We start from the raw sequence: 13,680 nt of genomic DNA on the forward strand, positions 1-13,680 counted from the left end.
TGTGTTCTTATGTGCCGGGCCTCTCGGCAAAGGTGCGCGTTAAGCGAATTGCCGCAGGAAACGCAGATCGTTTTCGAAGAAAAGGCGCAGGTCTTGCACGCCGTAGCGCAGCATCGTCAGGCGTTCGAGGCCGCTGCCGAACGCAAAGCCGATATAGCGCTCCGGGTCGAGACCCATGTTGCGGATGACGGTCGGGTGAACCTGGCCGGAACCCGAGATTTCGAGCCATTTGCCGGCATTCTTGCCGTGCTCGAACATCATGTCGATTTCGGCCGACGGCTCGGTAAATGGGAAATACGAAGGACGGAAGCGCACGAGGATGTCGTCGCGCTCGAAGAATTTCTTGAGGAAGTCGGTGTAGACGCCCTTCAGGTCGGCGAAGCTGATGTTCTCGTCGATCCACAGGCCTTCGACCTGATTGAACATCGGCGAATGCGTGGCGTCGCTGTCCACGCGGTACGTGCGGCCCGGCACGATCACCTTGATCGGCGGCTTGTTCATGCGCGCGTAGCGCACCTGCATCGGGCTCGTGTGCGTGCGCAGAAGGAGCGGACGGCCGTCGGCATCGTTGCCGTCGACATAAAACGTGTCCTGCATCGAACGCGCCGGATGGTTTTCGGGGCTGTTCAACGCAGTGAAGTTGTACCAGTCGGTTTCGATTTCGGGGCCGTCCGCCACGTCGAAACCAATCGTGCTGAAAATCTGCTCAACGCGTTCCCACGTGCGCATCACCGGATGCAGCGTGCCGGCGCCGATACCGCGCCCGGGCAACGTCACATCGATCGCTTCGGCCGCGAGCCGCTGATTCAAGAGCGCATCGGCGAGTGCCTGGCGGCGCGCATTCAGCGCGGCTTCGACCTGGCCTTTCACGACGTTGATGCGCGCGCCTTCGGTCTTGCGCGTGTCCGGATCGAGCTTGCCGAGGCCCTTGAGCAACTCGGTAAGCGCGCCCGACTTGCCGAGAAAGCGCGCCTTCTCGTTTTCGAGCGTGGCGGCATCGGAGGCGTTTTCAAAAGCGCTTTGCGCGTCGGCGACAATCTGATCCAGGTCCATTGATCCCATCATTTCAACGTCGAAGTTCAACTGCTTAACTGAACGGGCAAACTCAAGTGCAAATTCGCTCGACCAACGAAAACGGGGCTCGGTGAGAGCCCCGTTTTCTATCGCAGCGGCACCGAAACTACCGGATATTCGCTGCGACGAACCACGCAGTACTAATTTCGCAATTAGGCTGCAACGGCGGCTTTCACCTGCTTGACGATCGCAGCAAAAGCAGCCTTGTCGAACACAGCCATGTCAGCCAGCACCTTGCGGTCGAGTTCGATCTGAGCCTTCTTCAGGCCGTTGATGAACACGCTGTAGGTCATGTCGTGCTGACGCACCGCTGCATTGATACGCGTGATCCACAGTGCGCGGAACACACGCTTCTTGTTGCGGCGATCGCGATAGGCATACTGCCCTGCGCGCATGACCGCTTGCTTGGCGATGCGATAGACGTTATTGCGACGGCCGCGGTAACCCTTGGCCAGCTTGATGACTTTCTTGTGACGGGCCCGTGCGGTAACCCCACGTTTTACTCGAGGCATGTTGCGCTCCTATGAGTTTCGGTTAAGGGTTAAGCGAACGGCAGCATTGCGCGCACGGAGTTCATATCTGCATGATGAACAGCCGTGGAACCGCGCAAATGGCGTTTGACCTTGGTGGTCTTCTTCGTCAGGATGTGGCGCTTGAAGGCCTGACCGCGCTTGACGGTACCGCCCGGACGCACCACGAAGCGCTTTGCAGCACTCTTCTTGGTCTTCATCTTCGGCATGAAACTACTCCAGTTTATTAGATGGACATGGGTGTGCGGTTGATCCATCGATCCTTTCCCGCCCTTCGAAACCCACGCGCCACTTGTGTGCGGACGGTTTTGAACCCGCCGCATTTTCATGAGCGACGCCGATTGCCCGGCATCACACTGAAACCTGCTCCGATGCCGCGCCTGCCAGCAAGCGCGATCCATCGATTACTTCTTTTTCTTCGGCGCCAGAACCATGATCATCTGACGACCTTCCATCTTCGGCATCTGCTCGACCTGACCGAATTCGTCGAGGTCCGTCTTCAGACGTTCGAGCATGCGCATGCCGATTTCCTGGTGGGCCATTTCTCGCCCGCGGAAACGCAACGTGATTTTCGTCTTGTCGCCGTCTTCGAGGAAACGCGTGAGGTTGCGCAGTTTCACGTTGTAGTCACCGTCATCGGTGCCCGGCCGGAATTTGACTTCCTTGACCTGAACGATCTTCTGCTTGAGCTTCGCCTCGTGCTGCTTCTTCGCTTCCGAATACTTGAACTTGCCGTAATCCATCAACCGGCAGACAGGCGGTACAGCCTGTGGCGCGATTTCGACGAGGTCCACGTCCTGCTGTTCCGACATGCGGAAAGCATCGGCGAGTTTCACGATTCCGAGCGGCTCGTTGTCCACTCCGACCAAGCGCACCTCAGGTGCAGTAATTTCACCGTTGATGCGATGTGACGACTTATCAGTAGCGATGTTACGTTTCCTCTAAAAATTAAAAAACAAGCCGCGCTGCGGGTGGGCTTACTTGAACGCCTGCACGTCCTGCTGCAGGCGATCGAGGAATGCATCGACCGGCATTGAGCCCAGATCGACGCCGCCACGAGCACGCACGGCTACAGTTTTTGCCTCACGCTCCTTGTCGCCGACGACCAGCAAATACGGGACCTTTTGCAGCGTGTGCTCGCGTATTTTATAGCTAATCTTCTCATTGCGCAAATCGCTCTCTACTCTAAGCCCTTGTTTTTGCAACGATTGGGCCAGATCGCGAGCGTAATCCGCCTGATTCTCGGCGATATTCAGGATGACCGCCTGAATCGGCGAGAGCCAGGAAGGCATTGCACCGGCGTGGTGCTCAATCAAAATGCCCAGGAACCGCTCCATCGAGCCGACGATCGCCCGATGCAGCATGACCGGCCGCTTGCGGCTGTTGTCTTCCGACACATACTCCGCACCGAGTCGTTCCGGCAGCACCATGTCGAGCTGCAGCGTACCGCACTGCCACGAACGGCCAAGGGCGTCCTTGATGTGATATTCGATCTTCGGGCCGTAAAACGCGCCCTCGCCCGGCAGCTCCTCCCATTCCAGGTCGCAGGCGGTCAGCGCGTCGCGCAAGCCCTGCTCGGCACGATCCCAGATTTCGTCGGTGCCGGCGCGCTGATCGGGACGGAGCGCAAGCTTGATGCCGATGCTGTCGAAGCCGAAATCCTTGTACACGCTCATCGCGAGGGTATTGAAGGCAATCGATTCCGAGATGAACTGGTCTTCCGTACAGAAGATGTGGGCGTCGTCCTGGACAAAACCGCGCACGCGCATCAAACCATGCAGCGACCCGGACGGCTCGTTGCGATGGCACGAACCAAATTCGGCGTAGCGCAGCGGCAGATCGCGATACGAGCGCAATCCGTGGTTGAACACCTGCACGTGGCCCGGGCAATTCATCGGCTTGATCGCGTAGTCGCGCTTTTCCGACTCGGTCGTGAACATGTTTTCACGATAGTTCTGCCAGTGACCCGAAGCCTCCCAGAGCGAACGGTCCATCACCATCGGGGTCTTGATCTCGAGATAACCGGCCCCGTTCACGCGACGGCGCATGTACTGCTCGACCTGCTGCCACAGCGACCAGCCCTTCGGATGCCAGAACACCATGCCCGGCGCCTCGTCCTGCAGATGAAACAGGTCGAGCTGCTTGCCGAGCTTGCGGTGATCGCGCTTCTCGGCCTCTTCGAGCATGTGAAGGTACGCGTCCTGGTCTTCCTTCTTGATCCAGGCGGTGCCGTAGATGCGCTGCAACTGCTCGTTCTTCGAGTCGCCGCGCCAGTACGCGCCCGCGACCTTCATCAGCTTGAAGACCTTGAGCTTGCCGGTGGACGGCACGTGCGGGCCCCGGCACAGATCGGTGAAAGCGCCGTGCGAATAAAGCTTGATTTCGTCGCTGGCCGGGATCGATTCGATGATCTCCGCCTTGTACTTCTCGCCGATGCTCTTGAAGTAGTCGACGGCCTCATCGCGCGAGACGACGCGACGCGACACCGGCTCGTCCTTCTTCGCGAGTTCCAGCATGCGCTTTTCGATCTTTTCGAGATCTTCGGGCGTGAAGGGGCGGTTATACGCGAAGTCGTAGTAAAAACCGTTGTCGATGACCGGGCCGATCGTGACCTGCGCTTCCGGGTACAAGTCCTTTACCGCATACGCGAGCAGGTGCGCAGCCGAATGGCGAACGATGTCGAGGCCGTCGGCGTCCTTGTCGGTGACGATGGAGAGCGACGCGTCATGGTCGATCAGTGCCGACGTATCGACGAGTTCGCCGTCCAGCCGGCCGCCGAGCGCGGCCTTGGCGAGCCCGGCGCCGATCGAGGTCGCGACTTCGGCGACCGTCACCGGGTGGTCGTACTGTCGGACGGAGCCGTCGGGCAAGCGTATCGAAACCATTTCATTCTCCAAGACGCCGGCTTGCGGCGACCAAGTTCAAATCAACCTGCCCCACGGAATCGAAGGGCAAAACAAATTACGCAAAACCAGACACACAAAACCAAACGAACAAAACCAAACGAACAAAAAAAATGCGGCCCCACGAATCGAGGGGCCGCATTCACTTTCAAACCAAACCACAAGGGCGAAAGAGGTCCTCGACTAGCGTCGCTCCGAATTTGTTTCGGTCAACGTTCGCGGTGCCATCTCTTTGTTCGCCTTTAGCGCCGAGGCGCTTACTGCGGTTTTGAAACCCCGGCGAACCAGGATTTCCTTTTCGTTGGTAGGCTCGATTGGACTCGAACCAACGACCCCCACCATGTCAAGGTGGTGCTCTAACCAGCTGAGCTACGAGCCTGAAGAAACGAAATTATATGGACCGTTTTGAATCTTGGCAAGCGTTTTTATGCAGCCGCTTTGAAAAAGTTCGTCGATACGTTTAAGTTCTTGTCAAATGCGCTTCAAATTCAACACCTTACGCGCGGCGTGAAGCACGAATCACGCCCTGCACTTCACCCAGAAGCGTGCAGGCGCGCTGAATCTGCGCCGCGTTCGACACCTCGACGGTGAACTGCATGTACGCGATATTTCGGCGGCTCTGGCTCTTCACGCCGACCACGTTGATCTTTTCCCGCGCGAACACTTCCGAGATATCCCGCAGCAAGCCCTGCCGGTCGGCGGATTCGACCGCCAGATCGACCGGATACACGGAGGACCCGCGCCCGCCCATCACATCGGCGGACCAGGTGGTGTGCAGCACGCGCTCGGGCGAACGATCCGCCATCCGCTTGAACGTCGCGCAATCGCTGCGGTGGATCGACATGCCCTTGCCCCGCGTGACGAATCCCGCGATCGGGTCTGGCGGCGCCGGGCGGCAACAGCGCGCAAGCTGCGTGAGGAGCGCATCGACGCCGACGACCAGCACGCCCGTCGATGCCCCCTGCGCCACGCTCTGACCGCTGCTGCGCTTTTCGAACTGCGCGGGCGCTTCGGGCTCGGGCTCGGGTGGCGGCGTATCGTGGAGCGCCTGCTCGATGTTGCGCAGGCTGAACTCTTCCTTCGCGACGAGCGCGTACAGATCCTCGGGCGTCTTGAAGCCGAGCTTGGCCGCGAGCTGGTCGAGGTTGACCGACGTCTTGCCTTCCCGCTGCAGCGTCTTGTCGACGATCGCCCGGCCCGCCGCGATGTTCTCCTCGGCGTCGACCGCGTTGAACCACGCGCGCACCTTCTGTCGCGCGCGCGCGCTATGCAGGTAGCCGAGCTGCGGATTGAGCCAGTCGCGCGACGGACCGCCCTCCTTCACCGCGATGATCTCGACCGTCTGGCCGTTTTGCAGCGGCGTGTTGAGCGGCACCATCGCGCCATCGACGCGAGCGCCGCGGCACCGGTGCCCGAGCTCGCTATGCAGGTGATAGGCGAAGTCGACGGCGGTGCCCCCCTGCGGCAGCGCGATCACGCGCGCCTGCGGCGTCAGCACGTAGATGTGGTCGTCGTCGAGGGTAGCGTCGCGCAGTTGCTGCCAGCCCGGTCGTTCGGCATCCGATACGTCGTCCTTCCACGCGAGCAGTTGCCGCAGCCACGCGATCTTCTCGTCGTATTTCTCGCTCGCGGTCACCTGGCCCGCGTACGCCCGCGTGCCCGCTTCCTTGTAGCGCCAGTGCGCCGCCACGCCGTATTCGGCGAACCGGTGCATCTCGTGCGTGCGGATCTGCACCTCGAACGCGCGGCCGTCGTCGCCGATCACGACCGTATGCAGCGACTTGTAACCGTTCGGCTTCGGCCGCGAGATGTAGTCGTCGAACTCACGCGGCACCGGCTGCCACAGGTTGTGCACGATGCCGAGCACGGTGTAGCAATCCTTGATGTCCTCGACGATCACCCGAAACGCGCGCACATCGTTGAGCTCGGAAAAATCGAGTTCCTTGCCGCGCATCTTTTTCCAGATGCTGTAGATGTGCTTCGGACGGCCGCTCACCTCGGCCTTGATCTGCGCGGTTGCGAGTTCGGTCTGCAGGCGGGCGATCGCGCTCGTCACATATGACTCGCGCTCGATGCGCCGTTCGTCGAGCAGCTTCGCGATGCGCTTGTAGGTGGTTGGGTCTTCGAAGCGGAACGCGAGGTCTTCGAGCTCCCACTTCAGTTGCCAGATGCCGAGACGATTCGCGAGCGGCGCGTAGATTTCGAGCGTCTCGCGCGGCACGTCCGGCGACGGCTCCGTCTTGTGCGCCGCGTAGTAACGCAGCGTCTGCACCCGCGACGCGAGCCGGATCAGCACGACGCGGATGTCCTGCGCGAACGCGAGAAACATCTTGCGCAGCGCCTCGACCTGCGCGCGGCGCGCTGCCTGCGCATCGCGGCCGGTTTCGGGCAGCACCGCCTGGGTTGCACGCGAACTGACCGAGCCGAGCCGCGCGAGCTTCCTGACATCGCAGACGAGCGCGTGCACCTCCGGCCCGAAGCGCTCGCCGATGGCCTCCGGATCGTCGAGATGCGGCGCCAGTGTGAAGAGCGCCGCCGCCGCGACCGCGTGCGGATCGATGTTGAGCGACTGCACGATGCGCGCCGTGCCCGCCGCGTGATCGACGAGCGATTCACCGCTCACGAGCCGCGCGTCGCTCGCGTGCTCGCGCACGAACGCGAGCGCATCGTCGAACGACGGCTCGGGCAACAGTTCGGGGGAGACGGCGGTGTCGGTCATGCCTGCGGCGTTACTGCAAATGCTTTAGCTGCGCTGGGCCGCCACCACCACGACTTCGACGAGGCACGCCGGATTCGCGAGCCTGGCTTCCACGGTGGCGCGCGGCGGCGTGTTGCCGGCCGCGACCCACGAATCCCACACGGTGTTCATGGCCGGGAAATTGGCGATGTCGGAGATGAAGATCTGCACCGACAGCAGAAGCGTCTTGTCGCTGTTCGCTTCGGCGAGCAGGCGATCGATATGGCCGAGCACTTCGCGGGTCTGACCGGCGATGTCCGCTGTCGTGTCTTCCGCGACCTGGCCCGCCAGGTACACCGTGTTGTTGTGGATCGCGATCTCGGAAAGACGCGCGCCGACGTGATGACGAGTAACTGCCATGAGGGTTCCTGTTTCTATCCGCGCGCTCGGGGCGAGCGCGACGCCGAGCCTAATATTATGCCCCGTCCGTTGCGCTTTCGAGAAAGAAGCGCCGGGCGACGTCGATCTGGTCCGGCGACAAAAACGCGGGCGCATGACCGACGCCCGGGATCTCGCAACTGCTTGCCGCCTGGCCACGCGCGACCATTTGCTCGACCGTCTCGCGCGACAGCAGATCCGACGTTTCGCCGCGCACGATGAGTACCGGCGCCTTGATCGAGGCAAACGCATGCCAGAGGTATGCCTCGCCCGCGGCGTTGGCTTCGTCGGTCGCGGCCGTGAACGGCACCGCGATGCCCGGGTCGTAGCGGAAGCCCCAGCGGCCCTCGCGTTCGCGCAGCAAGGGCGTGTTGATCGCGGCCCATTCTTCGCCGGTCAGCGGTCCGAACGACGCGGCGAGCGCCGCCGCATGGCCGATGGCTTCCTTGAGCGTTTCGAATTCGGGGGCTTTGCCGACGTATTCGCCGATGCGCTTCAACGCCGCCGGTTCGATGTGCGGCCCGACGTCGTTCAGGAGGAGCTTGCGGATCGGCGAGTTCGGCAATCCGGCGAACGCCGTGCCGATCAGGCCGCCCATCGACGTGCCGAACCAGTCGACGGTTTCCACGTTCAGTCGCGCGATGAGCGTCACCATGTCGGAGACGTATTGCGCGATGCCGTAGTACTTCGAATCGGCGAGCCAGTCGGACAGGCCGCGCCCGACGATATCCGGGCACACGACGCGATACTCGCGGCAGAGCGCCTCTGCGACCTTGTCGAAGTCGCGCCCGGAGCGCGTCAGGCCGTGCACGCAGACCAGCACCCGCGGATTCGCCGGGTCGCCCCACTCGGTGTACGCGACGCGATGCAAGCCCGCCGGACTTGCGCACTGCACATAGCGCTGGCGCGGCTCAAATGCTTCTGAAGTTCCAGACGTTGCTTCGACGATTGGCGCGGACATTGGATTTTCCTCGGAGAAGAGTCGATATGATTGTAAACACTTAATAGCAGCGTTTCGGTACCCGGCACAATCGTTGGCCGAATGGACAAGCCGAGTGTGCACACGCCAAAAACCCGTCCAAAAAACAAAGCGGGCGAAGCCTTCCGCTTCGCCCGCTTTATGACCTGCTTATGACCTGCTTACCAAACGGCAGAATCGCCGCAATTACTTCACGCCGCTCACATCCAGCGGCGCGCCGGTCTTCTGCTGGATCTCTTCAGCGCTGACGCCCTTGGCCAGTTCGACCACCTTCAGGCCGTTCTCGGTCACGTCGATCACGCCGAGATCGGTGATGATCCGGTTCACGACGCCGACGCCCGTCAGCGGCAGCGTGCATTCCTCGAGGATCTTGTGCTGGTCGCCCTTCGCGACGTGCTCCATCAGCACGACCACGCGCTTCACGCCCGCGACCAGGTCCATCGCGCCGCCCATGCCCTTGATCATCTTGCCCGGGATCATCCAGTTCGCGAGATCGCCCTTCTTGCTGATCTGCATCGCGCCGAGGATCGCGAGGTTGATGTGGCCGCCCCGAATCATCGCGAACGAATCCGCCGATGAAAAGATCGACGAGCCCGGCAGCGTCGTCACCGTCTGCTTGCCGGCGTTGATGAGATCGGCGTCGACTTCTTCTTCCGTCGGCGACGGCCCGATGCCGAGCAGCCCGTTTTCCGACTGCAGCCACACTTCGACGCCCGGCGGCACATGGTTCGCCACCAGCGTCGGCAAGCCGATGCCGAGGTTCACATAAAAGCCGTCCTGCAGTTCCTGCGCCGCGCGCGCGGCCATTTCGTCACGATTCCATGCCATGGTCATTCTCCTTTCGCGCGGACGATGCGTTGTTCAATGCGTTTCTCGGGATTCGCGTTCAGCACGATGCGCTGCACGAAGATGCCCGGCGTATGGATCGCGTCCGGATCGAGTTCGCCCGTTTCGACGATCTCCTCCACTTCCACCACGGTGATCTTGCCGGCCATCGCGCACATCGGGTTGAAGTTGCGCGCCGTGCGGCGGTAGATCAGGTTGCCGGACTTGTCGGCCTTCCACGCCTTGACGAGCGCGACGTCGGCGGTCAGCGAATGTTCGAGCACGTAGTGGTTTTCACCAAACTGGCGCGTTTCCTTGCCGTCCGCGATGATCGTGCCGAAGCCCGTGTTCGTGAAGAACGCCGGAATGCCCGAGCCGCCCGCGCGCAGCTTTTCGGCGAGCGTGCCCTGCGGCGTGAATTCGAGTTCGAGTTCGCCGGCGAGGTATTGCCGCTCGAATTCCTTGTTCTCGCCCACGTATGACGAAATCATCTTCTTGATCTGGCGCGTCTCGAGCAACAGGCCGAGACCGAATCCGTCGACGCCCGCGTTGTTGCTGATGCAGGTGATGTCCTGCACGCCGGAGTCGCGCAACGCTTCGATCAGCGCTTCCGGAATGCCGCACAGCCCGAAGCCGCCGACGGCGAAAGTCTGACCGTCCTTGACGATGCCGTCGAGCGCCTCTTTCGCGCCGGGATAGACCTTGTTCATCTCTTTGTCCCTTCCATGTTGTGAACCTACTGAAAATCGGCTTGTTTCGCCGCTGCGCCCCACTTCACACTTCGCTCTCAGCGGCGTTTTAGCGTGACGCAAGAGTACGACGGCGCGTCCATCCGGCACAATACGCAAAAATACATAAGCAATCGCCGCACCGCTACAGGATCGCGGCCAATCACAGTCAACATGCCCGAACTGGACTATCAAACCGCGTTTCATCTTGCGCCCGTCGGGCTGGTTTTGTCGCGCGAAAGGATCATCGAGGATTGCAACGCGCAGCTATGCGCGATCTTCGGCGCGCCGCGCGAAGCGCTCATCGGGCAGTCGTTTGAGGTGCTGTATCCGTCGTCGGACGAATTCGAGAGGATCGGCGAGAGGATCGCCGTGCTGATGACGGATCAGGGGAATTACGGCGACGACCGCATCATGAAGCGCTCGAATGGCGAGCTGTTCTGGTGCCACGTGACCGGCCGTTCGCTCGATCCGGCGGCGCCGCATGCGGCAGGCGTGTGGACCTTCGAGGACCTGAGCGCGACGCGCCGCGTCGCGATCGAACTGACGCCGCGGGAGCGGGAAATCGCCGCGCAGCTCGTGACGGGGAAGACCAGCAAGCAGATCGGGCGGGTGCTGGATATCAGTCCGCGCACCGTCGATATTTACCGCGCGCGGCTGATGAGAAAGTACGACACCTGCAACGCCACCGAACTTCTGCAGCGGTTGCTGGGGACCTGAGGCGATCTAGGGCGTAACCGGCGCCGAGGTTTCGATGCTCTGGCGCAGCATGTCAGGAATCGGCACCGACTTACCCGCCGCATAGTCGATCCAGACGCACTTCGCAGCGCCCTTCGCGTACAGCGCGGCGGGATCGTCGGCGCGATACAGCTCGAAACGCGTGTCGAAACTGCTGCGACCGGGTTTGCCGACCGACATCCTCGCGATCACGTCGCCCGGATAGTGAAGCTGTTTCAGGAATTCCATCGATGCATTGACGAGCACCGGCCCCTCTCCCTCGCCGTTGCCGGCCACGATGCCGAGCTGTTCGAACCAGGAAATCCGCACCTGCTCCATATAGCGGAAATAGACGGTGTTGTTCACATGTCCGAAGGCATCCATGTCGCCCCAGCGGATCGGCATGGACATTTCAAACGCAGTGTGGAAATCGCTTTCAATACTCATTGCCGCTTTCCGCAAATCAGGGAGGGGAAAATCAGAGGGAAAATCCATCGTCGGCGGAAATCACGGAACCGTTGATGAACTGCGATTCGTCGGCGGCGAGCAACAGCAGCAAGCCGTCGAGGTCTTCCGGCTTGCCGACGCGCCGGCGCGGCAGCATCGACATCAGCTTTTGACCCTGCTCGGTCTTCCAGTGATGATGATTGATCTCGGTATCGATGTAGCCCGGGCAGATCGCGTTCACGTTGATGCCGTGGCGGCCCCATTCGAGCGCCATCGCCTTCGTCATCTGCACGACGGCGGCCTTGCTCATCGCGTAGAGGCCGATCTGCGGAAACACGCGCAGCCCCGCCACCGACGCCACGTTGATGATCCGGTAGCCCGGCTTCGACGCACTGTTGCCGCGCATGATCATGCGCTTCGCCACTTCCTGCGCGACGAAAAACGAGCCGCGCGTATTGGTGTCGAAGACGAATTCGAAGTCGGCGGGGGTGACGTCGGTGAGCTTTTGCGTCGTCGAGACGCCCGAATTGTTCACCAGGATGTCGATGGTGCCCGCTTCGGTCTCCGCGTGCGCGACGGCTGCCTTGATGCTCTGATAATCGGTGACATCGAGCGAGACGACGTGCGCCGCGCCACCCGACGCCTCGATTTCGGCGCGCAGTTCCTTCAGGCGTTCAGTGCGGCGGCTCGCGAGCACGACCTTCGCGCCGGCCTGCGACAGCACCTGCGCGAAACGCTTGCCCAATCCGCTGGACGCGCCTGTGATCAGCGCGACCTTGCCTTCGAGATTGATCGAACGGCCCATTGTGGTTCCCTTGTTGTTCGGTTGATCCAGCCGCGCCGGACGCGCCGCGCGCAACCGCGATTCTTTCACGTTGCTACGCTATCACAAAATAGTACGATCGTGCTAATCTCAGAACGGTTGGTTGCACCGTCCCAAGCGTTCGCTGACAATAGCCGATCCCCGAAAAAAGCATTCTAACGGTACATAGGAGCATTGGATGACCCCGGAGAGTCTCATCGAGCAGTACGGTCCCCGCGAGTCGATGGAATACGACGTCGTGATCGTCGGCGGCGGCCCCGCCGGACTGTCGGCGGCAATCCGGCTGAAGCAGCTTGCACAGGAAAAAGGCGTCGAAATCGGCGTGTGCGTGCTGGAAAAAGGCTCCGAGATCGGCGCCCACATTCTCTCGGGCGCCGTCATGGACCCGCGCGGCCTGAATGAACTGATCCCCGACTGGAAGGAAAAAGGCGCGCCGCTCGACGTCGAAGTGTCCGAAGACCGCTTTCTGTTCCTGACGAAGGACAGCGCGAAGCAAGTGCCCAACTGGCTTTTGCCCGACAACTTCAAGAATCACGGCAACTATGTGATCAGCCTCGCGAACGTCACGCGCTGGCTCGGCCAACAGGCGGAAGCGCTCGGCGTCGAAATCTTTCCGGGTTTTCCCGCAGCCGAAGTGCTTTATAACGAAGACGGCGCGGTGCGCGGCGTGGTCACCGGCAACATGGGCGTCGGCAAGGACGGCCAGCCAACCGAAAACTTCCAGCTCGGCATGGAATTGCACGCGAAATACACGCTCTTTTGCGAAGGCGCGCGCGGACATCTCGGCCGTCAGCTCACCGACCGGTTCAAGCTGCGCAAGGACGCCGATCCGCAGGTCTACGGCCTCGGCATCAAGGAACTGTGGGAAATCGATCCGGTCAAGCACAAGCCCGGTCTCGTGATCCACACGGCCGGCTGGCCGCTGGAAAACGACACCTACGGCGGCTCGTTCCTCTATCACATGGACAACAACCAGGTGGTGGTCGGCTTCGTCGTCGGGCTGGGGTACTCGAATCCGTATCTGTCGCCGTTCGAGGAATTCCAGCGCTACAAGACGCATCCGTCGATTCGCGCGTTCCTCGACGGCGGCAAGCGCATTTCCTACGGCGCGCGGGCAATCGCGGCGGGCGGCCTGATGTCGCTGCCGAAGCTGGTGTTTCCGGGCGGCGCACTGGTGGGCTGCGACGCGGGCTTCCTGAACGCGTCGCGCATCAAAGGTTCGCACGCGGCGATCAAGACCGGCAAGATGGCCGCCGAAGCCGCGTTCGACGCGGTGCAGGCCGGCCGCCAAGCCGATGAACTCACGGCCTACCCCGATGCCTTCGACACCTCGTGGCTCAAGACCGAGCTCTACCGCGCGCGCAACTTCAAGCAGTGGATGAGCAAGGGCCTGTACCTGGGCACCTTCATGGTCGGCCTGGAGCAGAAGGTGATGGGCGGCAACGTGCCGTGGACGCTGCACCATCAGCACTCGGACAACGAGACGCTCAAGCCCGCGTCGCAATGCAAGCAGATCGTCTATCCGAAACCGGATGGCAA

14 protein-coding genes and 1 tRNA gene are annotated in these 13,680 nt (G+C 61.6%); 2 read left to right on the forward strand and 13 right to left on the reverse strand.

Annotated elements, in window-relative coordinates; genetic code table 11:
• Positions 1–39 precede the first annotated feature (39 nt).
• From pheS to AWB68_RS22445, 11 genes are all read right to left on the reverse strand, one after another.
• Positions 40–1,053 carry a phenylalanine--tRNA ligase subunit alpha gene (gene pheS / locus AWB68_RS22395; RefSeq protein ID WP_200828761.1) on the reverse strand — a complete coding sequence of 338 codons (1,014 nt, stop codon included), beginning with the start codon at positions 1,051–1,053 and terminating at the stop codon, positions 40–42.
• Between the two features lie 173 nt (positions 1,054–1,226).
• The gene (rplT, locus tag AWB68_RS22400; protein ID WP_062637433.1) at positions 1,227–1,586 is read right to left on the reverse strand and encodes a 50S ribosomal protein L20; all 360 of its coding nucleotides are present in this window, start codon (positions 1,584–1,586) and stop codon (positions 1,227–1,229) included.
• A gap of 29 nt (positions 1,587–1,615) precedes the next feature.
• A complete protein-coding gene (gene rpmI, locus AWB68_RS22405) occupies positions 1,616–1,813 on the reverse strand; it encodes a 50S ribosomal protein L35 (RefSeq protein ID WP_047898168.1) in 198 nt (65 codons plus the stop codon).
• A gap of 195 nt (positions 1,814–2,008) precedes the next feature.
• Positions 2,009–2,533 (reverse strand): translation initiation factor IF-3, encoded by a 525-nt coding sequence (infC, locus tag AWB68_RS22410; RefSeq protein WP_087646537.1) that lies wholly within the window; start codon positions 2,531–2,533, stop codon positions 2,009–2,011.
• Between the two features lie 48 nt (positions 2,534–2,581).
• A complete protein-coding gene (gene thrS, locus AWB68_RS22415; protein ID WP_087646538.1) occupies positions 2,582–4,489 on the reverse strand; it encodes a threonine--tRNA ligase in 1,908 nt (635 codons plus the stop codon).
• Between the two features lie 320 nt (positions 4,490–4,809).
• A tRNA-Val gene (locus AWB68_RS22420) sits at positions 4,810–4,886 on the reverse strand.
• A gap of 117 nt (positions 4,887–5,003) precedes the next feature.
• Positions 5,004–7,226 carry a RelA/SpoT family protein gene (locus AWB68_RS22425; RefSeq protein ID WP_087646539.1) on the reverse strand — a complete coding sequence of 741 codons (2,223 nt, stop codon included), beginning with the start codon at positions 7,224–7,226 and terminating at the stop codon, positions 5,004–5,006.
• A 24-nt stretch (positions 7,227–7,250) separates the two neighbouring features.
• The gene (locus AWB68_RS22430) at positions 7,251–7,604 is read right to left on the reverse strand and encodes a RidA family protein (protein WP_087646540.1); all 354 of its coding nucleotides are present in this window, start codon (positions 7,602–7,604) and stop codon (positions 7,251–7,253) included.
• A gap of 55 nt (positions 7,605–7,659) precedes the next feature.
• Positions 7,660–8,583, reverse strand: coding sequence for an alpha/beta fold hydrolase (locus AWB68_RS22435; RefSeq protein ID WP_087646541.1), 924 nt, complete (start codon positions 8,581–8,583; stop codon positions 7,660–7,662).
• A gap of 204 nt (positions 8,584–8,787) precedes the next feature.
• Complete coding sequence (locus tag AWB68_RS22440) at positions 8,788–9,429, reverse strand: CoA transferase subunit B (RefSeq protein WP_087646542.1); 642 nt, start codon at positions 9,427–9,429, stop codon at positions 8,788–8,790.
• 2 nt (positions 9,430–9,431) lie between these two features.
• Positions 9,432–10,136: a CoA transferase subunit A gene (locus AWB68_RS22445; RefSeq protein ID WP_087646543.1), complete on the reverse strand. Its 705-nt coding sequence runs from the start codon at positions 10,134–10,136 to the stop codon at positions 9,432–9,434.
• A 192-nt stretch (positions 10,137–10,328) separates the two neighbouring features.
• Between AWB68_RS22445 and AWB68_RS22450 the strand changes: the two genes are divergently transcribed.
• A complete protein-coding gene (locus AWB68_RS22450) occupies positions 10,329–10,874 on the forward strand; it encodes a LuxR C-terminal-related transcriptional regulator (protein ID WP_087646544.1) in 546 nt (181 codons plus the stop codon).
• A 6-nt stretch (positions 10,875–10,880) separates the two neighbouring features.
• Here AWB68_RS22450 and AWB68_RS22455 read toward each other — a convergent pair whose 3' ends face one another.
• Together AWB68_RS22455 and AWB68_RS22460 are read right to left on the reverse strand one after the other, a co-directional pair.
• Positions 10,881–11,318 (reverse strand): acyl-CoA thioesterase, encoded by a 438-nt coding sequence (locus tag AWB68_RS22455; RefSeq protein ID WP_087646545.1) that lies wholly within the window; start codon positions 11,316–11,318, stop codon positions 10,881–10,883.
• 31 nt (positions 11,319–11,349) lie between these two features.
• Positions 11,350–12,123, reverse strand: coding sequence for an SDR family oxidoreductase (locus AWB68_RS22460; RefSeq protein ID WP_087646549.1), 774 nt, complete (start codon positions 12,121–12,123; stop codon positions 11,350–11,352).
• A 196-nt stretch (positions 12,124–12,319) separates the two neighbouring features.
• Between AWB68_RS22460 and AWB68_RS22465 the strand changes: the two genes are divergently transcribed.
• Positions 12,320–13,680: NAD(P)/FAD-dependent oxidoreductase (locus AWB68_RS22465; protein WP_087646546.1), on the forward strand; the 1,361-nt coding region annotated here is incomplete at its 3' end.

Source organism: Caballeronia choica (genome assembly GCF_001544535.1).
Classification (GTDB): Bacteria; Pseudomonadota; Gammaproteobacteria; order Burkholderiales; family Burkholderiaceae; genus Caballeronia; species Caballeronia choica.